This window comes from Ideonella sp. A 288 (assembly GCF_002198735.1).
GTDB lineage: Bacteria > Pseudomonadota > Gammaproteobacteria > Burkholderiales > Burkholderiaceae_C > Pseudaquabacterium.
The window spans coordinates 15,916-37,856 of record NZ_MWLO01000115.1; the positions used below are offsets into that span (position 1 = coordinate 15,916).

At 70.2% G+C, this 21,941-nt stretch carries 23 protein-coding genes; 19 read left to right on the forward strand and 4 right to left on the reverse strand.

What is annotated here, in order from left to right:
* Positions 1 to 7 precede the first annotated feature (7 nt).
* The 3 genes from EOINJALH_RS11875 (at position 8) to panC (ending at position 2,205) form a co-directional block, all read left to right on the forward strand.
* Positions 8 to 472 carry a VOC family protein gene (locus tag EOINJALH_RS11875; RefSeq protein ID WP_088280572.1) on the forward strand — a complete coding sequence of 155 codons (465 nt, stop codon included), beginning with the start codon at positions 8 to 10 and terminating at the stop codon, positions 470 to 472.
* A 64-nt stretch (positions 473 to 536) separates the two neighbouring features.
* Positions 537 to 1,349 (forward strand): 3-methyl-2-oxobutanoate hydroxymethyltransferase, encoded by an 813-nt coding sequence (gene panB, locus EOINJALH_RS11880; protein ID WP_234413806.1) that lies wholly within the window; start codon positions 537 to 539, stop codon positions 1,347 to 1,349.
* A 19-nt stretch (positions 1,350 to 1,368) separates the two neighbouring features.
* Positions 1,369 to 2,205: a pantoate--beta-alanine ligase gene (panC, locus tag EOINJALH_RS11885; RefSeq protein WP_088280573.1), complete on the forward strand. Its 837-nt coding sequence runs from the start codon at positions 1,369 to 1,371 to the stop codon at positions 2,203 to 2,205.
* Between the two features lie 110 nt (positions 2,206 to 2,315).
* Here panC and infA read toward each other — a convergent pair whose 3' ends face one another.
* The 4 genes from infA to EOINJALH_RS11905 form a co-directional block, all read right to left on the reverse strand.
* Positions 2,316 to 2,588, reverse strand: a complete 273-nt coding sequence (infA, locus tag EOINJALH_RS11890) for a translation initiation factor IF-1 (RefSeq protein ID WP_088280574.1) — start codon at positions 2,586 to 2,588, stop codon at positions 2,316 to 2,318.
* A 54-nt stretch (positions 2,589 to 2,642) separates the two neighbouring features.
* Complete coding sequence (locus EOINJALH_RS11895; RefSeq protein WP_088280575.1) at positions 2,643 to 2,873, reverse strand: hypothetical protein; 231 nt, start codon at positions 2,871 to 2,873, stop codon at positions 2,643 to 2,645.
* Positions 2,874 to 3,127: 254 nt separating this feature from the next.
* Positions 3,128 to 3,853, reverse strand: coding sequence for a methyltransferase (locus EOINJALH_RS11900; protein ID WP_088280576.1), 726 nt, complete (start codon positions 3,851 to 3,853; stop codon positions 3,128 to 3,130).
* Between the two features lie 279 nt (positions 3,854 to 4,132).
* Positions 4,133 to 4,609, reverse strand: a complete 477-nt coding sequence (locus EOINJALH_RS11905) for a BON domain-containing protein (RefSeq protein WP_088280577.1) — start codon at positions 4,607 to 4,609, stop codon at positions 4,133 to 4,135.
* A gap of 248 nt (positions 4,610 to 4,857) precedes the next feature.
* Here EOINJALH_RS11905 and EOINJALH_RS11910 point away from each other — a divergent pair, with 248 nt between their 5' ends.
* The 16 genes from EOINJALH_RS11910 to purF all read left to right on the forward strand — a co-directional run bounded on the left by EOINJALH_RS11910 (position 4,858) and on the right by purF (position 21,938).
* Positions 4,858 to 5,811: a LysR substrate-binding domain-containing protein gene (locus EOINJALH_RS11910; protein ID WP_088280617.1), complete on the forward strand. Its 954-nt coding sequence runs from the start codon at positions 4,858 to 4,860 to the stop codon at positions 5,809 to 5,811.
* Positions 5,808 to 7,232, forward strand: coding sequence for a 3-isopropylmalate dehydratase large subunit (gene leuC, locus EOINJALH_RS11915; RefSeq protein WP_088280578.1), 1,425 nt, complete (start codon positions 5,808 to 5,810; stop codon positions 7,230 to 7,232). Before EOINJALH_RS11910 ends, leuC begins: the two co-directional genes overlap by 4 nt.
* A gap of 11 nt (positions 7,233 to 7,243) precedes the next feature.
* The gene (locus tag EOINJALH_RS11920) at positions 7,244 to 7,366 is read left to right on the forward strand and encodes an entericidin A/B family lipoprotein (RefSeq protein WP_088280579.1); all 123 of its coding nucleotides are present in this window, start codon (positions 7,244 to 7,246) and stop codon (positions 7,364 to 7,366) included.
* A 44-nt stretch (positions 7,367 to 7,410) separates the two neighbouring features.
* Positions 7,411 to 8,058, forward strand: coding sequence for a 3-isopropylmalate dehydratase small subunit (leuD, locus tag EOINJALH_RS11925; RefSeq protein ID WP_088280618.1), 648 nt, complete (start codon positions 7,411 to 7,413; stop codon positions 8,056 to 8,058).
* A 25-nt stretch (positions 8,059 to 8,083) separates the two neighbouring features.
* The gene (leuB, locus tag EOINJALH_RS11930) at positions 8,084 to 9,187 is read left to right on the forward strand and encodes a 3-isopropylmalate dehydrogenase (protein ID WP_088280580.1); all 1,104 of its coding nucleotides are present in this window, start codon (positions 8,084 to 8,086) and stop codon (positions 9,185 to 9,187) included.
* A gap of 93 nt (positions 9,188 to 9,280) precedes the next feature.
* Positions 9,281 to 10,408, forward strand: a complete 1,128-nt coding sequence (gene asd / locus EOINJALH_RS11935; protein ID WP_088280581.1) for an aspartate-semialdehyde dehydrogenase — start codon at positions 9,281 to 9,283, stop codon at positions 10,406 to 10,408.
* A gap of 231 nt (positions 10,409 to 10,639) precedes the next feature.
* Positions 10,640 to 13,210 carry a FimV/HubP family polar landmark protein gene (locus tag EOINJALH_RS11940; protein ID WP_234413807.1) on the forward strand — a complete coding sequence of 857 codons (2,571 nt, stop codon included), beginning with the start codon at positions 10,640 to 10,642 and terminating at the stop codon, positions 13,208 to 13,210.
* A complete protein-coding gene (truA, locus tag EOINJALH_RS11945) occupies positions 13,207 to 14,004 on the forward strand; it encodes a tRNA pseudouridine(38-40) synthase TruA (RefSeq protein ID WP_234413808.1) in 798 nt (265 codons plus the stop codon). Before EOINJALH_RS11940 ends, truA begins: the two co-directional genes overlap by 4 nt.
* Entirely contained in the window at positions 14,001 to 14,648 is a 648-nt protein-coding gene (locus EOINJALH_RS11950) for a phosphoribosylanthranilate isomerase (RefSeq protein WP_088280620.1), read from the forward strand. The genes truA and EOINJALH_RS11950 overlap by 4 nt, the downstream gene beginning before the upstream one ends.
* Before the next feature lie 59 nt (positions 14,649 to 14,707).
* Positions 14,708 to 15,973, forward strand: a complete 1,266-nt coding sequence (gene trpB, locus EOINJALH_RS11955; protein WP_088280583.1) for a tryptophan synthase subunit beta — start codon at positions 14,708 to 14,710, stop codon at positions 15,971 to 15,973.
* Positions 15,970 to 16,797: a tryptophan synthase subunit alpha gene (trpA, locus tag EOINJALH_RS11960; protein WP_088280584.1), complete on the forward strand. Its 828-nt coding sequence runs from the start codon at positions 15,970 to 15,972 to the stop codon at positions 16,795 to 16,797. The genes trpB and trpA overlap by 4 nt, the downstream gene beginning before the upstream one ends.
* The gene (gene accD, locus EOINJALH_RS11965; protein ID WP_088280585.1) at positions 16,794 to 17,666 is read left to right on the forward strand and encodes an acetyl-CoA carboxylase, carboxyltransferase subunit beta; all 873 of its coding nucleotides are present in this window, start codon (positions 16,794 to 16,796) and stop codon (positions 17,664 to 17,666) included. The genes trpA and accD overlap by 4 nt, the downstream gene beginning before the upstream one ends.
* Positions 17,653 to 19,026 (forward strand): bifunctional tetrahydrofolate synthase/dihydrofolate synthase, encoded by a 1,374-nt coding sequence (gene folC, locus EOINJALH_RS11970; RefSeq protein WP_088280586.1) that lies wholly within the window; start codon positions 17,653 to 17,655, stop codon positions 19,024 to 19,026. Before accD ends, folC begins: the two co-directional genes overlap by 14 nt.
* Positions 19,027 to 19,110: 84 nt before the next feature.
* On the forward strand, positions 19,111 to 19,863 hold the full coding sequence (locus EOINJALH_RS11975) for an SPOR domain-containing protein (RefSeq protein WP_088280587.1): 753 nt from the start codon (positions 19,111 to 19,113) through the stop codon (positions 19,861 to 19,863).
* The gene (locus EOINJALH_RS11980) at positions 19,863 to 20,366 is read left to right on the forward strand and encodes a CvpA family protein (protein ID WP_088280588.1); all 504 of its coding nucleotides are present in this window, start codon (positions 19,863 to 19,865) and stop codon (positions 20,364 to 20,366) included. Before EOINJALH_RS11975 ends, EOINJALH_RS11980 begins: the two co-directional genes overlap by 1 nt.
* A gap of 42 nt (positions 20,367 to 20,408) precedes the next feature.
* On the forward strand, positions 20,409 to 21,938 hold the full coding sequence (gene purF / locus EOINJALH_RS11985) for an amidophosphoribosyltransferase (protein ID WP_088280589.1): 1,530 nt from the start codon (positions 20,409 to 20,411) through the stop codon (positions 21,936 to 21,938).
* The last annotated feature ends 3 nt before the right edge of the window (positions 21,939 to 21,941 follow it).

The window sequence follows — 21,941 nt, forward strand, 5'->3', positions numbered from 1 at the left end:
GGACGCGATGAGCACCAAGCCCTTCCGCATCCTGGGCATCCAGCAGATCGCCATCGGCGGGCCCGACAAGGGCCGGCTCAAGTCGCTGTGGGTCGACATGTTCGGCCTGCAGGTCAAGAGCACCTTCGTCTCCGAGCGCGAGAACGTCGACGAGGACATCTGCGCGCTCGGCAGCGGCCCCACCGCGGTCGAGGTCGACCTGATGCAGCCGCTCGACCCCGACAAGAAGCCGGCGGTGCACGCCACGCCGCTGAACCACGTCGGCCTGTGGGTCGACGACCTGCCCAAGGCGGTGGAGTGGATGAGCGCGAACGGCGTGCGCTTCGCGCCGGGCGGCATCCGCAAAGGCGCCGCCGGCCACGACATCTGTTTCATCCACCCCAAGGGCAACGACGAGTTCCCGGTGGGCGGCGAGGGCGTGCTGATCGAACTGGTGCAGGCGCCGCCCGACGTGGTGGCCGCCCTGGGCTGATCGCGATCGCGTGGCGGCAGCCCCCTGCGCGGCGGGGGCCTGCCGCAGGCCTTAAAGTGCCGTCATGACCGCACCCGAACGCAAGCCCATGACGCTGCACCGCCTGCGCGCGATGCACGCGGCCGGCGAGAAGCTGGCCATGCTCACCTGCTACGACGCCAGCTTCGCCCGCGTGCTGGACGAGGCCGGTGTCGACCTGCTGCTGATCGGCGATTCGCTGGGCATGGTGCTGCAGGGCCGCGACAGCACGCTGCCGGTGACGCTGGACGACATGGTCTATCACACGCAATGCGTCGCGCGGGGCAACCGCTGGGCCTGGATCGTGGCCGACCTGCCGTTCGGCAGCTACCACGCCTCGGTGGCGCAGGGCATCGACAGCGCGGTGCGGCTGATGCAGGCCGGCGCGCACATGGTCAAGCTCGAAGGTGGCGGCTGGACGGTGCCGCTGGCCGCCGCGCTGGTGGAGCGCGGCATCCCGGTGTGCGGCCACCTGGGCCTGACACCGCAGTCGGTGCACGCGCTGGGCGGCTGGCGCGTGCAGGGGCGAGACGACCGGGCCGCCGCTCGGCTACGCCAGGAGTCGCGCGAACTGGCCGACGCCGGCGTGGCGATGATGGTGCTCGAACTGATGCCCAGCGCGCTGGGGGCCGAGCTGGCCGAGGCCCTGCCGATGCCGCTGATCGGCATCGGTGCCGGCCCGGGCACGGCCGGCCAGGTGCTGGTGCTGCACGACATGCTGGGCCTGACCGGCGGGCGCGTGGCGCGCTTCGTCCGCAACTTCATGGCCGAGGGGGGCAGCATCGCCGACGCGGTGCGCCGCTACGTTGCCGCGGTCAAGGACGGCAGCTTTCCCGACCCCGCCCTGCACGGGTACTGAGCATTCCTGAGGTCCTCCGATGCAGGTCATCCGCACCATCCCCGAACTGCGCCAGGCGCTGGCCGGACAATCCCGCACGGCCTTCGTGCCGACCATGGGCAACCTGCACGAGGGCCACCTGGCCCTGGTGCGCCAGGCGCATGAGCGTGGCGGGCCGGTGGTGGCCAGCATCTTCGTCAACCGGCTGCAGTTTGCGCCGAACGAGGATTTCGACACCTACCCGCGCACCTTCGAGCGCGACTGTGCGCTGCTGCAGGGCGTGGGCTGCGACATCGTCTTCGCGCCCGACGAGTCTGTGCTCTACCCCGAACCGCAGGATGTGAAGGTGCACCCGCCGGCGGCACTGGCCGATGTGCTGGAAGGGGCGTTCCGCCCGGGATTCTTCGTCGGCGTGTGCACGGTGGTGCTGAAGCTCTTCCATTGCGTGCAGCCCGCCGTGGCGGTGTTCGGCAAGAAGGACTACCAGCAGCTGATGGTGGTGCGCCACATGGTGCGGCAGCTGGCCTTGCCGGTGGAGGTGGTGGGCAGCGAGACCTGGCGGGCCGACGATGGCCTGGCGCTGTCGTCGCGCAATGGCTACCTGTCGCCGGCCGAGCGGGCCGAGGCCCCGGCGCTGGCCCGCGCGCTGCGCGCCATCGAGTCGGCCGTGGCCGCCGGCGCGCAGGATTGGCGGGGGCTGGAGCAGCAGGCCATGGACGGCCTGTCGGCGCGGGGCTGGCAGCCCGATTACGTCGCCGTTCGCCGGCAGGCTGACCTGGGCGCGCCCCAGGCCGGTGTGCCGCTGGTGGTGCTGGCCGCGGCGCGGCTGGGCCGCACGCGGCTGATCGACAACCTCGAGGTGCCTGCCAGGGGCTGAGCCTTGGCAGGCTGCGCGCCGTCTGGGGGCGCGGCCGCCGACGCCGGAGCATCGACGGCATGCGGCGGGGCAGGGCCCGCCGTCAGTGCATCTGCGTCAGTGCGTCGGCGTCAGTGCGCGCGTCGGGGCGCGCCGGCACCGCCGCCCGGGGCCGGGCCGCGGCGCTCGATGTGGCGGAAGGTGATGCGGCCCTTGGTGAGGTCGTAGGCCGACAGTTCCAGCGACACGGCATCGCCCGCCAGGATGCGGATGTGGTGCTTGCGCATCTTGCCCGACGTGTAGGCCACCAGGGTGTGGCCGTTGTCGAGCGTGACGCGGTAGCGCGAGTCGGGCAGCACCTCGGTGACCATGCCGTGCATCTCGATCAGTTCTTCCTTGGCCATGGCCGGGTCTCCTGGAGGGTGTGTTGGGGGTGTTCGATGAGGGGCGTGGTGCGATCAGCCACCGGGGGCCTGGCGCAGCCAGGACATGCCGTGTTCGGTGGCGTGGGCGATCGCGGCCGCGTGGGTCGCGAAGCGGGCGTCGAGGCGGATCACCCGGTCATGGGTGCCACTGCCGCGTCCACTGCGGATGGAGACGGAGGGCGCGTAGCGGCCGTCGTCGAGCTGTCGGGTCATCGGTGAGACAAGGTACTTGCCCACCGCAAAGCGGTTGTTCGTCAGATTCATGCAGCGCCGCCTGACGGGCAGGTTGCCCGTGGTACGGCATCGGGTTCTCAGGAAAAGTGGCTGGGCGAACCAGCCAATGTGGCAACCGCATCGGAGGGCCACGGGGGCCGACTGGCGGTCGAACGATCGGGCTGAATGGAGGCGCCGGGCCGGACGCTCTGGGAAAGCGGGGCGAGGTGATGCGTGGTCAGCCTGGGCCGGATGGTAGCAGAGTAGGGCTTGCGGCGCTCTGACGGTATGCCAGCCGTCGCGCGTCAGGCCGGCCAGGCCGAGTCGGGCGCCGCAGCCTGCCTGGGCCTTTCGAAGCACAGCAGCCGGCCCTTGTAGCCGGCGTCGCCCTCGCGAGCACGACGATCGAGGCGCGATTCGCGCAGCGTGAACCCCATCGCCAGCATGCGGCGGTTGAAGGCGCTGCGGTTGCTGCGGTCGGGGTCGACGATCAGCACGCAGGCGCCGGGCTGGGCGTGCCGCTCGATGAAGCGGGGCAGGTGGCCGCCGTCGTCGCGTTCGTAGAGCACGTCGCTGCCGATGATCAGGTCGAAGCGGCCGACCACCGGGTCGCGCAGGGCGAAGCCGCTCGGCGAAGGCTCACCGTCCCACGGGCCATGCCGGTAGTGCAGCGGCAGCATCGCGTTGAGGCGCAGGTTCTCGCGCAAAAAGGCCTCTGCCAGCGGGTGGCAGTCGCTGGCGGTCACGTCGGCACCGCGGCGATGGCACACCAGGCTGGCCAGTGCCAGGCCGCAGCCGATCTCGAGGATGCGATCGCCGGGCCTCAGCGTGCGCAGCGCCATGTGGGCCGCCAGGGCGCGGCCCGACGGCCACAGCAGGCCGAACAGCGGCCAGGTGGCCGACGAGATGCCGAGGGCCGCAGCCTCGCCGGCAACGTCGGCGAACTGCTGCCGGTCGAGCAGCGATCGGATCTGCAGGTCGGCGGTGCCGTCGACGGCGATGCATTCCTGCTTGGTGTCGTAACCTGGCATCGGGTGCCCCGCGAAAGCCTGCGGCCCGCGGCCGACGGGCGGCTGCGGACGGGGTGGCAGGCATGGATCGGCGCAGTGCGGCGGGTCAGCGGCCAGGTGGGCGGCGGCGGGCGCAGGGTGCGCGGGCGCGCCGGTCGGCATGCACTCGGGGCAGAACGGAAACTCGCGCCAGGCAGGCACGCGAGCCTGGGCAGCATACGCGCAAAGCGGCGAGAGGATCGGCGGCTTGCCGCGCGCGGCATCGGCGGCGGGCGAGAGCGCCCGCGCGCCCGGCCCTGCTCAGGGGCGCACTTCGATGCGGTTGTCGACGCGCACGCCTTTGCCGCCCGCGTCAGCCACCGAGGCCGAGACGGCGTCGCGGGCCAGTGCCGAGCCGGCCACGCCGTCGATCACCAGGCGGGCGTCGTCCAGCACCGCCACGGCGTGAACGGCGCCGCGCAGGTCGGGCAGGAAGGCCGCGCTCAGCCACGACGGGTTGCCTACCTCGCCCACCTGCAGGCGGTCGGTGACGCGGTCTGCGCCGTACAGCACGCGCAGTCTGCGCAGCACCGCGGCGCGCTCGATCTCGTTGGGCACGCTGCCGCTCAGCACCACGCTGCCGGCGGCGAAATCCAGCCGCAGTCGCGGCAGCGGGATACCCGGCGCCGGCGATTCAGCGGCAGCCAGCGGCGCCGACGCGGCGGGGGCTGCGGCCTGCAGGCCGGCCAGGGCCGACAGGGCAAGCACGACGCCGGTGAGGGGAAACAGCTTTGGCATGGTCAGACAGCTTCAACAGGCCACGATGGGCCGGGACGATAGGCGAAGTCGGCACCGTTGGGGCCGTCCGCCGGTATGGGTTGGGGTGGGTTGTGGCTTTGGCGCATCAGGTCCGGCACACCGAGCCGGCCCGTGCGGCGACCGCATTGTTGGCGAGGATTCGTGGTTCACGAAGATACGATTGACAATCGACGCAACCAATCGTGAATCACGAAGGGTAACGTCGCGCCTGTCCCGTGTTGGCCGCCATGCGCTTCGACCTCGTCACCCTCAACCTCGTCCTCGCGATCGCCGAGACGCGCAGCATCACGCGCGGCGCCGAGCACGAGCACCTGGCCTTGGCGGCGGCCAGCAAGCGGCTGTCCGACCTGGAGACGAGGCTCGGCGTCACGCTGTTCGAGCGGCGGGCGCGTGGCGTCGAGCTGACCGAGGCCGGCCGCGCGCTGGTGCGCCACGTCCGCTCGTTGAACGCGTCGCTGCATGCGCTGGAGAGCGAGGTGGTGGAGTTCTCGCGCGGCGTGAAGGGCCACCTGCGCATCGTCGCCAATGCCAGCGCGATCGCCGAGTGCCTGCCCGCCGACCTGGCCGCCTTCTCGCGCGCGCACCCAGGCATCCGCATCAGCCTGGACGACCTCACCAGCGCCGAGATCCAGGCGGCGGTGGCCGAGGGCCGGGCCGATGTTGGCGTCTTCGTGCCGCCGCAACACGAGCCCCGGCTGGCCTGCCGGCCCTATCGCGAGGGCGAACTGGCCATCCTCGTGCCGGTCGGCCATGCATTGGCCCGCAAGCCGGCGCACCCCTTCGACGCGCTGCTCGACTACGACATCGTCGGCCTGCACGTCGGCACCGCCGTCCACGAGCTGATGCGCGAGCGCGCGCAGGCGCTGGGCCGGCCGCTCAAGGTGCGGGTGCAGGTGCATGGTTTCGACGCCATCGCGCAGCTCGTCGAGGCCGGCCTCGGCGTGGCGGTGCTGCCGGCGGTGGTGGCCGAGCGCTTCTCGCGCGTGTTCCGCGTCAAGCCGCTGAAGCTGCTGGACGCCTGGGCGCGCCGCCGCTACCTGCTGGCGGTGCGGCAGCAGGAGGTGCTGCCCGCGGTGGTGCAGCGCTTCGTCGACGCCCTGTGCCCAGCCAGCGACCCCGCATCCCCCGTCGCCGCTCCGGCGGCGCGACAATCCCGCACCCGAAGGAGGCCTGTCCCATGACCGCCCGCACCCTGTACGACAAGCTCTGGGACGACCACGTCGTCCACACCGAGGAGGACGGCACCGCCGTGCTCTACATCGACCGCCACCTGGTGCACGAGGTCACCAGCCCGCAGGCCTTCGAGGGCCTGCGACTGGCCGGGCGCAAGGTCTGGCGCATCAGCTCCATCGTCGCCACCGCCGACCACAACACGCCCACCACCGGCTGGGACAAGGGCTACGACGGCATCACCGATCCGATCAGCAAGCTGCAGGTCACCACGCTGGACGCCAACATCCAGGCCTTCGGCGCGGCGGCGTACTTTCCGTTCCTGGACAAGCGCCAGGGCATCGTGCACGTCATCGGGCCGGAGCAGGGCGCCACGCTGCCGGGCATGACGGTGGTCTGCGGCGACAGCCACACCAGCACGCACGGCGCCTTCGGCGCGCTGGCCCACGGCATCGGCACCAGCGAGGTCGAGCATGTGCTGGCCACGCAGACGCTGCTGGCCAAGAAGGCGAAGAACATGCTGGTCAAGGTGGAAGGACAACTGCAGAAGGGCTGCAGCGCCAAGGACATCGCGCTGGCCATCATCGGCCGCATCGGCACCGCCGGCGGCACCGGCTACACCATCGAGTTCGGCGGCTCGGCGATGCGCGCGCTCAGCATGGAAGGCCGCATGACGGTGTGCAACATGGCCATCGAGGCCGGCGCCCGCGCCGGCCTGGTGGCGGTGGACGAGGCCACCATCCAGTACGTCAAGGGCCGCACCTTCGCGCCCAAGGGCGTCGAGTTCGACCAGGCCGTGGCTTACTGGCGCACGCTGCGCAGCGACCCCGGCGCGCATTTCGACGCCGTGGTCGAGCTCGACGCGGCGACGATCCGCCCGCAGGTCACCTGGGGCACTTCGCCCGAGATGGTGCTGTCGATCGAAGATCGCGTGCCCGACCCCGACAAGGAGAAGGACGACGTCAAGCGCGGCTCGATCGAGCGCGCGCTGGCCTACATGGGCCTGGAGCCGAACAAGGCGCTCAACGACGTGCGCATCGACAAGGTCTTCATCGGCTCGTGCACCAACAGCCGCATCGAGGACATGCGCGAGGCCGCCGCCGTGGTGCGCCGCATCGGCGGCCGCGTGGCCGGCAACGTGCGGCTGGCGCTGGTGGTGCCCGGTTCGGGCCTGGTCAAGGCGCAGGCCGAGGCCGAGGGCCTGCACGAGGTCTTCAAGGCCGCCGGCTTCGAATGGCGCGAGCCCGGCTGCAGCATGTGCCTGGCGATGAACGCCGACCGGCTCGAGCCCGGCGAACGCTGCGCCAGCACCAGCAACCGCAATTTCGAAGGCCGCCAGGGCGCCGGCGGCCGCACCCACCTCGTGAGCCCGGCGATGGCCGCCGCGGCCGCGATGAACGGGCACTTCGTCGACGTGCGCCGCATCGCCTGAAGGAGACCTCGATGACCCGACTGACCTTTCTCCTGGCCGCCGCGCTGAGCCTGGCCGCCTGCAACACCCTCAAGGGCATGGGGCAGGACATCCAGAAGGCCGGCCAGACCATCGAGAGCGCCGCCCGCAAATGACCACGCACGCTGCGCGCCCGCCGGGCGCCGGCGCAGGAGCCAACATGCAAGCCTTCACCGTGCACAAGGGCCTCGTGGCCCCGATGGACCGTGCCAACGTCGACACCGACGCCATCATTCCCAAGCAGTTCCTCAAGTCGATCAAGCGCTCGGGCTTCGGGCCCAACCTGTTCGACGAGTGGCGCTACCTCGACAAGGGCGAGCCCGGGCAGGAGCACGTGGTGCGCAAGCTCAACCCCGACTTCGTGCTCAACCAGCCGCGCTATGCCGGTGCGTCGATCCTGCTGGCGCGCGAGAACTTCGGCTGCGGATCGAGCCGCGAGCACGCGCCCTGGGCGCTCGACCAGTACGGCTTCCGCGCCATCATCGCGCCCAGCTTCGCCGACATCTTCTTCAACAACTGCTTCAAGAACGGCCTGCTGCCGATCGTGCTGCCCGAAGCCGCTGTGTCTCGCCTGTTCGACGAGGTGAATGGCTTCATCGGCTACCAGCTCACGATCGACCTGCCGCGCCAGGTGGTGGTCAAGGCCGACGGCAGCGAGATCCCGTTCGAGGTGCAGGCCTTCCGCAAGTACTGCCTGGTCAACGGCTTCGACGACATCGGCCTGACGCTGCGCCACGCCGACAAGATCAAGGCCTTCGAGGCCGAGCGCCTGGCCCGCATGCCCTGGCTGAGCCAGCGCGTGCTGTGATTTCGACCCACGAGGACACCTGCAAATGAAGATCGCAATCCTGCCGGGTGACGGCATCGGCACCGAGATCATGGCCGAGGCCGTGAAGGTGCTGAAGGTGCTGGACCTGCGCTTCGAGATGGAAGAGGCGCTGGTCGGCGGCGCCGCCTACGAGGCCCAGGGCCACCCGCTGCCTGAGGGCACGCTCAACCTGGCCAAGGCCGCCGATGCGGTGCTCTTCGGCGCCGTTGGCGACTGGAAGTACGACAAGCTCGACCGACCGCTGCGGCCCGAGCAGGCCATCCTGGGGTTGCGCAAGCACCTGGGCCTGTTCGCCAACTTCCGCCCGGCCATCTGCTACGAGCAACTCACCCATGCGTCGAGCCTGAAGCCCGAGCTGGTGGCGGGCCTCGACATCCTGATCATCCGCGAGCTCACCGGTGACATCTACTTCGGCCAGCCGCGCGGCCGCCGCACTGCGGTCGACGGCCACTTCCCGGGCGCCGAGGAAGCCTTCGACACGATGCGCTACAGCAAGCCCGAGATCGAGCGCATCGCCCACGTGGCCTTCCAGGCGGCGCGCAAGCGCAGCAAGAAGGTCACCTCGGTGGACAAGGCCAACGTGCTCGAGACCTTCCAGTTCTGGAAGGACGTGGTCACCGAGGTGCACGCCCAGTACCCCGACGTGGCGCTCGACCACATGTACGTCGACAACGCAGCGATGCAGTTGGTCAAGGCGCCCAAGGCCTTCGACGTGGTGGTCACCGGCAACATGTTCGGCGACATCCTGTCGGACGAGGCGGCCATGCTCACCGGCTCGATCGGCATGCTGCCCTCGGCCTCGCTGGACAAGCACAACAAGGGCCTGTACGAGCCCAGCCACGGCAGCGCGCCCGACATCGCCGGTAAGGGAATTGCAAACCCGCTGGCTACAATCCTGTCCGCTGCCATGATGCTCCGCTTCTCGCTCAACCAACCCGAAGCCGCCGCCCGGATCGAATCCGCGGTGCGCTCGGTGCTGTCCGCCGGTCTGCGCACCGGCGACATCTGGTCCGAGGGCACGCAGCGGGTGGGCACGCGCGAGATGGGCGACGCGGTCGTCGCGGCCCTGTCCGGCAAAACCACCACCACCTCGATTACCACGAGCTAACCAGCTCCGGATCGTCTCGCCCCCACACCTGGACCCCGGCGATTCGAGCCGGGCAACCCGGGGGTCCGGATCGCAACTGGAAAGGCAACTCACATGGCACTCGTAGGATTGGTCGGCTGGCGCGGAATGGTCGGTTCCGTGCTGATGGATCGCATGCAGGCCGAGGGCGATTTCGCACTCATCGAACCGCTGTTCTTCTCTACCTCCAACGCCGGTGGCGCCGCCCCGTCGATGGCGAAGAACGAAACCCGCCTTCAGGACGCGTTCGACATCGACGCCCTGAAGCGTTGCGACATCGTCATCACCGCCCAGGGCGGCGACTACACCACCGAGGTCTTCCCCAAGCTGCGCGCCACGGGCTGGAAGGGCCACTGGATCGACGCTGCGTCCACGCTGCGCATGAAGGACGACGCGGTCATCATCCTCGACCCGGTGAACCTGCCGGTGATCGAGGGCGCCCTGGCCAAGGGCGGCCGCAACTGGATCGGCGGCAACTGCACCGTCAGCTGCATGCTGATGGGCGTGGGCGCGCTGTACAAGGCCGGGCTCGTCGAGTGGATGAGCACGCAGACCTACCAGGCGGCTTCGGGCGGCGGCGCGCAGCACATGCGCGAACTGCTCACGCAGTACGGCACGCTCAACGCCGAAGTCAGGGCCCTGCTCGATGACCCCAAGAGCGCCATCCTCGAGATCGACCGCAAGGTCATTGCCAAGCAACGTGCGTTGTCGGCGGCTGAAACCGCCAACTTCGGCGTGCCGCTGGGCGGCTCCTTGATCCCCTGGATCGACAAGGATCTCGGCAACGGCATGTCCCGCGAAGAGTGGAAGGGCATGGCCGAGACGAACAAGATCCTCGGCCAGGGCGAGGGCTTCGGCAGCGCGGCGGTGCCGGTGGACGGATTCTGCGTGCGCGTCGGCGCGATGCGCTGCCACAGCCAGGCGCTGACCTTCAAGCTGAAGAAGGACGTGCCGGTGGCCGACCTCGAGGCCATGATCGCCGCCGACAACGCCTGGGTGAAGGTGGTGCCGAACACCCGCGAGGCCACCATCCGCGACCTGACGCCGGTGGCCGTGACGGGCACGATGACGATCCCGGTGGGCCGCATCCGCAAGATGGCCATGGGCCCCGAGTACGTGGGCGCGTTCACCATCGGCGACCAGCTGCTGTGGGGAGCGGCCGAACCGCTGCGGCGCATGTTGCGCATTCTGTTGCAGGCCTGAACGCGCCACGGCCCGTCGGTGCGTTGCCGATGGGCAACAATCGGCGTTGGATGGCAACGCAAGGACGCGGCCGCCGGGATTTGAGCCTTTGGATGAGCTTGTCAGCCTATATGCTTGATGTTATTGTGATTTCAGGCGAATTGGCTGCATGCTGACCCTCAGCGCGATCGTCAGTTCATGTCCTCGCGGCGGGCGCCGGGCGGTGCCCGCTGTGGTCATTGTGGAGACGCCTTGAAGAACCGACCCTTCCCCGCTGCCCGTACCGCGCTGGCCTTGTCGGCCGCCCTGGCCCTGACGGCAGCACCCATCGACAGTTGGGCACTGGGCCTCGGCCGCTTGAATGTGCAGTCCGCACTCGGCGAGGCGCTGCGGGCCGAGATCGACATCACCAGCCTGACACCCGAAGAGGCCTCCACCCTGGCGGTGCGCATTGCGCCGGCCGAGGCCTATCGGGCCGCAGGGGTCGAGTACAACGCCGCGCTGGCCTCCGCCCGGGCGGTGCTGGCCCGGCGGGCCGATGGCCGGCCCTATCTGCGCGTCACCGGCGACCGGGCCGTGCAGGAACCCTTCGTCGACGTGATCCTCGAACTCAACTGGTCCAGCGGTCGCCTGGTGCGCGAGTTCACGCTGCTGTTCGACCCGCCCAGCGACAACCGCCCGGCGCCGCCCGTGCAGGCCGCCGCACCCGTGGCACCGTCGATGTCGCCGGCGCCTGCCGCGCCGGCCCCATCCACCCGAGCGGCCGCACCGGCCCCTGCACCGCGCAGCGCGCCTGTGCAGTCGCCTGCCGTGGCCACGGCCCCCGCGGCACGGCCGCCTGGTGGCGATGAGTACCGCGTGCGCAGTGGCGACACGCTGTCGCGCATCGCAGGCAAGACCCAACGGCCCGGTGTGGTGCTCGACCAGATGCTGGTCGGCCTGTATCGGGCCAACCCCGACGCCTTCATCCAGAGCAACATGAACCGGCTGAAGTCGGGCGTGGTGCTCGCGGTGCCGTCCACCGACGCTGTCAAGGCCATCACGCCGGGCGAGGCGCGGCAGGTCATCCTGGCGCAGAGCACCGACTTCAACAGTTATCGGCGGCGCCTGGCCGAAGGCGCGCCGACGGCCGACACTGACGACGGCGGCCGTCAGGCCAAGGGCAAGGTGAGCGGTTCGGTCGACGACAGGCGCCAGGCGGCGGCCACATCGCCGGACAAGCTCACGCTGTCCGGTGGTGGCGTGCGGGCGTCTGCGCCCGAGGGGCAGATCTCCAAGGCAGCCGAACGCAAGGACAGCACGGCCAGAGTGGCCGAACTGACCCGCAACGTCGAGGAACTCAAGCGCCTCCAGCAGGGCGCCTCGGCCGCTCAGGGCACACCACCGGCGGCCGTCGTCGTCGCGGCGGCGCCAGCGCCGGCCCCTGCGCCAGTTGCAGCCCCTGCGCCAGCACCCGCACCGGCGCCGGCTCCCATGCCTGCACCTGCTGCAGCACCTGCACCGGCACCGGCCCTCTCGACCGGCCCTGCCGTGGCGGTGTCTCCCCCTGTCGCCCCCGCCCCGGCTCCGGAGCCGGCCGCCCCGATGGCGTCCAAGCCTGCAGCGGCAGCCGCCCCCATCGCCGGCTCCGAGCCTGGGTTCCTCGATTCCCTGTCGGACAGCCCATACCTCCTGCCCGGCGTGGGTGCCCTCGTGCTCGCGCTGCTGGGCCTGGGCTACTACCGCTTCAAGGGCCGCAACGGCGGCAAGGACCGCAACGACACGTCGTTCCTCGAGAGCCGTGCCCAACCCGATTCCTTCTTCGGTGCCAGCGGCGGCCAGCGGGTGGACACCACCGACGCGTCGGCGGGCAGTTCATCGATGGGTTTCTCGCTGAGCCAGCTCGACGCCATCGGTGACGTCGACCCGGTGGCCGAGGCCGATGTGTACCTGGCCTATGGCCGCGACCTGCAGGCCGAGGAAATCCTGAAGGAGGCGATGCGCGCCAATCCCGAGCGGATGGCGGTGCGCACCAAGCTGCTCGAGGTCTATGCCAAGCGTCGCGACACCAAGGGTTTCGAGCTCCTGGCGGTCCAGCTGTTCTCGCTCACCAAGGGCGCTGGCGCCGATTGGGAGAAGGCGCAGGCCATGGGTCTGCAGATCGACCCCGAGAACCCCTTGTACCAACCCGGTGGCCATCCCGAAGAGGTGATGCGAAACGGCGACAAGGTGTTCGTCGAGCCGTTGGGGGCCACCACGCTGCCGGCCACTGCGATGCCGCGTGGCAACGAGTCCGAGTTCGGTTCGTCCCTGCAGCCCCTGCCGTTGGATGGCGCACTGGACCTCGAGCTCGATCTCGAACTCGACGTGCCCGGACAAACGCCCGTGTCGCCGATGGAGGCGACGCGTCCATTGGCCACTGGCGCGCAACCCGATGCGACGGCGGGCGGGCTCGACTTCGACTTCTCCGCACCCGCCCCATTGGCGCCGGCGGCCGCCTCGCCGGCGAGCCCGACGGGCATGGATTTCGACCTCGATTCGCTGTCGCTCGATCTGCCGGGCACCCCCGCACCGGCACCATCCCGATCGGCCACCGACCCGACGCTCGACTTCGGCAACTTCGCGCTGTCGGACAACGCGCCGCTGGGCGGGTCCACCGTGCCGTCGATGGCCGACCTGGGCCCCGACAGCGCCGACCCGATCGCGCGCAAGCTCGAACTGGCCGAGGAGTTCCGCCAGATCGGCGACCTGGAAGGCGCCCGCGACCTGCTCGAGGAAGTGGTGTCCAAGAGCAGCGGCGCCCTCAAGGCCAAGGCCCAGGGCATGCTCGACGACCTGGGGTGACCGGGCGCATTGCCCTGGGCATCCGCTACCGCGGCCATGCCTACCAGGGCTGGCAGAGCCAACCTGGCGGGCGCACCGTTCAAGACGCGCTGGAGCTGGCGCTGTCGCGCTTCGCAGACCGGCCGGTGCGCACCCTGTGCGCCGGCCGCACCGATGCCGGCGTGCATGGCCTGAACCAGGTCGTGCACCTCGAGCCGGGCGTTGAGCGGGCCGAGTTCAGCTGGGTGCGCGGCACCAATCGCCACCTGCCCGACGACATCGCGGTGCAGTGGTGCTGCCCGGTCGAGCCCGATTTCCACGCCCGCAACAGCGCGCGCAGCCGACGCTACCGCTACGTGATGCTGGAGTCGCCAGTGCGGCCCTCGCTCGAGGACGGCATGGCCGGCTGGACCTTCCGGCCGCTCGACCTCGAGGCCATGCGACAGGCGGCGGCCCATCTGCTCGGCGAACACGATTTCTCGTCGTTCCGGTCGTCAGAATGCCAGGCGGCCAGCCCGGTGAAGACCCTGCACTCGATCGACTTCCGGCGCCAGGGCACGTTCTGGTGCATCGACTTCCACGGCAACGCCTTCCTGCACCACATGATCCGCAACCTGATGGGCTGCCTGGTGGCCATCGGCAGCGGCCGGCAGGCGCCGGGCTGGATGGCCGAGGTGCTGGCGGCCCGCAACCGCGACGTGGCCGCCCCCACCTTCGCCGCCGATGGCCTGTACTTCGTCGGGCCGACGTACGATGATCGCCACCGCATCCCGGCCAGCGAGGCCGGACCGGGCTGGTGGGGCATGGCGACATGAGTTCGAGAACACGCATCAAGATCTGCGGCCTCACGCGCGAGGCCGACGTCGACGCCGCGGTCGATTGCGGCGCCGACGCCATCGGCTTCGTGCTCTGGGACCGCAGCCCGCGGGCCGTGACCATCGCCCGCGCCGCCGAACTGGCGCGGCGGCTGCCGCCCTTCGTGGTGCCGGTGGCCTTGTTCGTCAATGCCACGCCCGATCACCTGCGGCAGGCCATCGAGGCGCTGCCGCTGGCGCTGCTGCAATTCCATGGCGACGAATCGCCCGAGGCCTGCCTGGCCGCCGGGAGGCCCTACCTGCGGGCGGCCCGCATGTCGCCGGGCTTCGATTTGCTAGACTTCGCGGCAGTGCATGCGAGTGCCGCCGGCATCCTGCTCGACGCCCATGTCGAGGGCTACGGCGGCAGTGGAAAGGCGTTCGATTGGTCTCTCGTCCCCCCTCACGTGCCCCGTCCGGTCGTTTTGTCTGGTGGGTTGAATCCTGCAAGCGTGATCGATGGGGTCATGCACGTCCGGCCCTGGGCCGTTGACGTGAGTTCCGGCGTCGAAAGCGCCAAGGGCCTCAAGGACGCCGCGCTGATGCGCCGCTTCTGCGAGGCCGTCCGCGAAGCCGATGCGCGCATCGCCGACGTGGCCAACTGACCTTTCCCCGATCTCTCCGCCCGTGGCCAACGTCCGCGGGCTGCACCGCAGGACACACCATGTTCGACTACCACCAGCCCGATGCCCGCGGGCACTTCGGGCCGTACGGCGGCACCTTCGTGGCCGAGACCCTGGTCCATGCGCTCGACGAACTGCGCGAGGCCTACGACCAGTGCCGCGCCGACCCGGCGTTCATGGCGGAGTACCACCATGAACTGAAGCACTTCGTCGGCCGCCCCAGCCCCATCTACCACGCCGACCGCCTGAGCCGCGAACTGGGCGGCGCGCAGATCCACCTCAAGCGCGAAGACCTGAACCACACCGGCGCGCACAAGGTGAACAACACCATCGGCCAGGCGCTGCTGGCCCGCCGCATGGGCAAGAAGCGCGTCATCGCCGAGACCGGTGCCGGCCAGCATGGCGTGGCCACCGCCACCATCTGCGCGCGCTACGGCATGGAGTGCGTGGTCTACATGGGCAGCGAGGACGTCAAGCGCCAGTCGCCCAACGTCTACCGCATGCACCTGCTCGGCGCCCGCGTGGTGCCGGTCGAATCGGGCAGCCGCACGCTGAAGGATGCGCTCAATGAAGCGCTGCGCGACTGGGTCACCAACGTCGAGAACACCTTCTACATCATCGGCACGGTGGCCGGCCCGCACCCGTACCCGACGATGGTGCGCGACTTCCAGCGCGTCATCGGCGACGAGTGCGTGGTGCAGATGCCGGCGCAGACGGGCCGCCAGCCCGATGCCGTGATCGCCTGCGTGGGCGGTGGCAGCAACGCGATGGGCATCTTCTACCCCTACATCGCCCACGAGAACGTGCGCCTCATCGGTGTCGAGGCGGCAGGCGAGGGGCTCGACAGCGGCAAGCACGCGGCCAGCCTGTCGGCCGGTTCTCCCGGCGTGCTGCACGGCAACCGCACCTACCTGCTGCAGGACGACAACGGCCAGATCACCGAGACACACTCGATCAGCGCCGGCCTGGACTACCCCGGCGTCGGCCCCGAGCATGCCTACCTGAAGGACATCGGCCGCGCCGAGTACGTCGGCATCACCGATGCCGAGGCGCTGTCGGCCTTCCACCGCCTGTGCCGCACCGAGGGCATCATCCCGGCGCTGGAATCCAGCCACGCGGTGGCCTATGCGATGAAGCTGGCGGCCACGATGCGGCCCGACCAGCACCTGCTCGTCAATCTCTCGGGCCGCGGCGACAAGGACATCGGCACTGTGGCCGACCTGTCGGGTGCCGAGTTCTTCTGTCGACCCTCGTGCCGAGGCCAGACCGTCAAGGGCGGCGCGCAGACGATCGAGGTGACGCGATGAGCCGCATTGCCGCCACCCTGCAGGCGCTGCAGCGCCAGGGCCGCAAGGCCCTGATCCCCTACGTCACCGCGGGCGATCCCTTCGCCGACGCCACGCCCGAGATCATGCTCGGCCTGGCCGCCGGTGGCGCCGACATCATCGAACTGGGCGTGCCGTTCTCCGACCCCATGGCCGACGGCCCGGTGATCCAGCAGGCCAGCGAGCGGGCCCTGGCACGCGGCATCGGCCTGGCCCAGGTGCTGGCCCACGTGAAGCGCTTCCGCGAGTCGGACCGCACCACGCCGGTCGTGCTGATGGGCTACGCCAACCCGGTGGAGCGCTACGACCAGCGCCACGGCGATGGCGCCTTCGTGGCCCATGCCCGCGACGCCGGCGTCGACGGCCTGTTGGTGGTGGACTACCCGCCCGAGGAGTGCGAGGTCTTCGCGTCGCGCCTGAAGGCCGCCGGCCTCGACCTGATCTTCCTGCTGGCGCCCACCTCCACCGAGGCGCGCATCAAGGAGGTCGGCTGCATCGCCACGGGCTACGTCTACTACGTGTCGCTGAAGGGCGTCACCGGCGCCGGTCACCTGGACACCGATGCGGTGGCCGAAGCGGTGCCACGCATCCGCGCCCATGTCAAGGTGCCGGTGGGTGTAGGCTTCGGGATTCGCGACGCGCAGACCGCCCAGGCCGTGGCCCGGGTGTCCGACGCGGTGGTCATCGGTTCGCGGCTGGTGCAGATCCTCAACGACCAGCCCCGCGACACGGTGGCCGCCGCCGGCAAGGCCTTCATGGCCGAGATCCGTGCGGCGCTGGACAACGACGTGAAGGAGCATCGATGAGTTGGCTCGAAAAACTGCTGCCGCCCAAGATCCAGCAGACCGACCCGACCGAGCGTCGCTCGGTGCCCGAGGGCCTGTGGGTCAAGTGCCCGGCCTGCGAGACGGTGCTGTACAACACCGACCTGGCCGAGAACCTCAATGTGTGCCCGAAATGCGACCACCACCACCGCATCGGTGCGCGCGCGCGGCTCGACACCTTCCTCGACCCCGAGGGCCGCTACGAGATCGGCCAGGAGGTGGTGCCGGTCGACCCGCTGAAGTTCAAGGACAGCCGCAAGTACCCCGAGCGGCTGAAAGATGCGCTCGAATCCACCGGCGAGACCGACGCGCTGGTCGTCGTGGGCGGCGCGGTGATGAGCGTGCCGCTGGTGGTGGCCTGCTTCGAGTTCGATTTCATGGGCGGCTCGATGGGCTCGGTGGTGGGTGAGCGCTTCGTGCGCGGCGTCGACGCGGCCATCGAGCAGAAGGTGCCCTTCGTGTGCTTCACGGCCACCGGCGGCGCGCGCATGCAGGAAGGGCTGTTCAGCCTGTTCCAGATGGCCAAGACCAACGCCGCGCTCACGCACCTGGCCAAGGCCAAACTGCCCTACATCAGCGTGCTCACCGACCCCACCATGGGTGGCGTGTCGGCCAGCTTCGCCTTCGTCGGTGACGTGGTCATTGCCGAGCCCAAGGCGCTGGTCGGCTTCGCCGGCCCGCGCGTGATCGAGAACACCGTGCGCGAGAAGCTGCCCGAAGGCTTCCAGCGCGCCGAGTTCCTGATCACCAAGGGTGCGATCGACCGCATCGTCGACCGCCGCCAACTGCGCAGCACCATCGCCCACATGCTGGCGATGCTGCAGCGGCAGAGTGCCGATGCCGTCGCCTGACCCGGCGCCGGCTCCAGCAGCACCCCAGCGGCCCGCCGCCATCGACGACAACCGGGGCGCAGGCGGCCCCGGCCGGCGCACGCTGGCCGACTGGCTGGCGCATTGCGAGCACCTGCACCCCAAGACCATCGACATGACGCTCGACCGGGTGGTCGCTGTGCGCGACCGCCTGGGGCTGCACTTCGACGCGCCGGTCATCAGCGTGGCGGGCACCAACGGCAAGGGCAGCACCTGCGCGATGCTCGAGTGCGTCGCTCTGCAATCGGGTTATCGCGTTGGCCTGTACATCAAGCCCCACCTGGTGCACTTCGAGGAGCGTTGCCGCATCAATGGCGAGATGGTCGATGCCGATGCGCTGCTGCCGCACTTCGAGGCGGTGGAGGCCGCGCGCCAGGGCGTGACGCTCACGTACTTCGAGTTCACCACGTTGGCCATCCTGCGGGCGCTGGCCGCCGTGCCGCTCGACCTGGTGATCCTCGAAGTGGGCCTGGGCGGCCGGCTCGACGCGGTCAATGCCATCGACGCCGACTGCGCCGTCATCACCAGCATCGCACTCGACCACACCGAATACCTCGGGCCAGACCGCGAATCGATCGGCCGCGAGAAGGCCGGCATCATCCGCGGTGGCCGGCCGGTGATCGTCAGCGATCCGCAACCGCCGGCCTCGGTGCTGCGGCGGGCCGAGGAACTGGGCGCCGACCTGTGGTGTCTGGGCCGCGACTTCAACGTGCAGGGTGACAAGCAGCAGTGGTCCTGGACCGGTCGCGGCCGGCGCTTCAGCGGCCTGGCCTACCCGGCGCTGCGCGGCGCCAACCAGTTGCTCAATGCGGGCGGTGCGCTGGCTGCGTTGGAGGCCTTGCGCGACCGCGTGCCGGTCACCGCGCAGGGCGTGCGCAACGGCCTGGCGATGGTCGAACTGCCCGGCCGCTTCCAGATCGTGCCCGGCCAGCCGACGCTGGTGCTCGACGTGGCTCACAACCCGCAGTCGGTGGCGGCGCTGGCGCTCAACCTCGACGAGATGGGCTTCTTTCCGCGCACCCATGCCGTCTTCGGGGCCATGCGCGACAAGGACCTGGCCGGCCTGCTGCCGCACCTGATGCCGCTGGTCGACCACTGGCACCTCACCAGCCTGCCGGCCGCCCGGGCGGCCACTGCCGACGAACTGCAGGCCGCGGTGCGGGCCGCCGGGCTGCGCCCGGGCGTCACGCTGCAGTGCCATGCCGACCCCCGCGAAGCCCTGCTCGCCGCCCTCGGTTCGGCGGACCCGGCTGATAGAATCATCGTCTTTGGCTCCTTCTACACCGTCGGTGGTGTGCTGAAGGACGGCCTGCCCCGGTTGGTGGCCAAGCATCTGGGCTGACCGACCGCCCGGATCCTGGCGACTGCCCCGGACCACCCGGGTGCTGCCCCCTTTCGCCACACCCCCGCGGCCACCGCGCCACGCATGGGTCTGCTGTCCTTCTTCAAGCGCCAAGACGATGCCACCCCGGCCGCCAGTTCGGCGCCCGACGCGGTGGTCGTTGCCCGCACCCGCGCGCGCCGCCGGCTGATCGGCGCCTCGGTGCTGCTCGCCATCGGCATCGTCGGCTTCCCGCTGCTGTTCGAAACCCAGCCGAGGCCGATCCCGGTCGACATCCCGATCGAGATCCCGCGCAAGGACCATGCGCCGGCGTTGACGCTGCCGCCTGCGCGTCCAGCGCCCTCCGTGGTGGTGGCGCCGGCCGAGCCGACGGACGACCCGGCCACCGCGGCCTCTGCCGCCGCGCCGACCCAGGCGCCGGCGGCCCAGGTGGCCGAGGCGCCGCGGACTGCCGCATCGACACCGCCCGTGCCGGCGCCCCGGGCCGCGTCCGCCGCCGCTGTCGCTCCGCGGCCTGCCTCGGTGCCCAAGGCGGGCGAAGGCCAGCGTGCCCAGGCGCTGCTCGAGGGCAAGGCCGAGGCCGCCACGAAAGCCTCCGACGCGGCCGGGATGCGGATGGTCGTGCAGGTCGGCGCCTACACCGATGCCGACAAGCTGCGCGAGGCCCGGCTCAAGGTCGAAAAGCTCGGCATGAAGACCTACACCCAGGTCGTCGAGGCCGACGGCGGCCGCCGCACCCGGGTGCGGGTCGGTCCGTTCCCCAGCCGGGACGAGGCCGAGAAGGCCGCATCCCGGTTAAAGGCCGCCGGCCTGCCAGCGGCCATCCTGGCGCTGTGATGCCGACGGCCGCGCCAGGCTGGGTCGACCTGCTGCTCGGGGCCACCCTCGCGCTGTCGGTGGTGGTCGGGCTGTGGCGCGGCCTGGTGTTCGAACTGATGTCGCTGGTGGGCTGGGTGGTGGCCTACATCGCCGCGCAGGCCTATTCGCCACAACTCGGCGCCTACCTGCCGATCGGCTCACAGGGCTCGGCGCTGTACCAGGCGGCGGCCTTCGCGCTCACCTTCATTGCGGCGCTGGTGGCCTGGGTGCTGCTGGCCAAGCTGGTGCGCATGGCCATCCAGGCCACGCCGCTCACGGTGGCCGATCGCATGCTGGGCGGTGCCTTCGGGCTGCTGCGCGGCCTGGTGGTGTTGCTGGCCGTCGCCACGTTGATTGCCTTCACGCCGGCGGTGCGGTCCGAGCCGTGGCGGCAATCTCAGGGCGCGTCCTGGCTCGGCACGCTGCTGCAGGGCCTCAAGCCCGTGCTGCCGGCTGAGGTCTCGCGCCACCTGCCGGCCTGATCGGGCCGGCGTCACTCTTTCTCGCTCCAGGGGTCCAACACCATGTGCGGCATCGTCGGCGTCATCTCGAAGGCGCCCGTCAACCAGCTCATCTACGACGCGCTGCTGCTGCTGCAGCACCGCGGCCAGGACGCTGCCGGCATCGTCACCATGCTCGGCACGCAGTGCTTCATGCACAAGGCCCGCGGCATGGTGAAGGATGTGTTCCGCACCCGCAACATGCGGGCGCTGCCGGGCTCGGTGGGCCTGGGCCAGGTGCGCTACCCGACGGCAGGCAACGCGTACAGCGAGGAAGAGGCCCAGCCCTTCTACGTCAACGCGCCCTACGGCATCGTGCTGGTGCACAACGGCAACCTGACCAACGCCCATGCGCTGAAGCAGGAGCTGTTCGACATCGACCGCCGCCACATCAACACGGGCAGCGACACCGAGGTGCTGATCAACATCCTGGCCCACGAGATGGAGCTTGCCGGCCGCGACGTGCCGCTGACCCCCGAGCTGGTCTTCCGTGCGGTGGGTGCGGTGCACCGGCGCTTGCGCGGCTCGTATGCGGTGGTCGCGTTGATCGCGGGTTATGGGTTGCTGGCCTTCCGCGACCCGTTCGGCATCCGCCCGCTGGTGGTCGGTGAAGCCGACCTGCCCGGCGGCAAGGAACTGATGGTCGCCAGCGAGACCGTCGCGCTCGAAGGCACCGGCCACCGCGTGCTGCGCGACGTGGCGCCGGGCGAGGCGATCTTCATCGACATGGACGGGCGGATGCATGCGCGCCAGTGCGCCGAGGCGCCGTCGCTGCACCCGTGCATGTTCGAGTACGTCTACCTGGCGCGGCCCGATTCCGTGATCGACGGCATCTCCGTCTACCAGGCGCGGCTCAACCTGGGCGAAAGCCTGGCACAGCGCGTGATCAACCAGATGCCGCCCAGCGACATCGACGTGGTGATCCCGATCCCCGAGTCGAGCCGCCCGTCGGCCATGCAGCTGGCGCAGAAGATCGGCAAGCCCTACCGCGAGGGCTTCGTCAAGAACCGCTACGTGGGCCGCACCTTCATCATGCCGGGACAGCAGGCGCGCAAGCGCAGCGTGCGCCAGAAGCTCAATGCCATCGTGCAGGAGTTCAAGGGCCGCAACGTGCTGCTGGTCGACGACTCGATCGTGCGCGGCACCACCAGCAAGGAGATCGTGCAGATGGCCCGCGAGGCCGGGGCGCGCAAGGTGTACATGGCCTCGGCCGCACCGCCTGTGCGTTATCCCAACGTCTACGGCATCGACATGCCCACCCGCGAGGAACTGGTGGCCCACGGCCGCACCGTGGCGCAGGTGTGCGAGTTCATCGGCGCCGACGCACTGATCTACCAGGACGTGGACGCGATGAAGCGCGTCGTCGGTGCGCTCAATCCCGCCATCGCCGGCTTCGAGGCTTCGTGCTTCGACGGCGTGTACATCACCGGCGACGTCAGCAGCGCCGATTTCGAGGCCATCGAGTCGCAGCGCACCGAGTCGCGCGACGATGACGATGAGGACGACGACGACCGCACCCGGCTGACGCTGCAAAGCCGCAACGACCGAACCTGACGC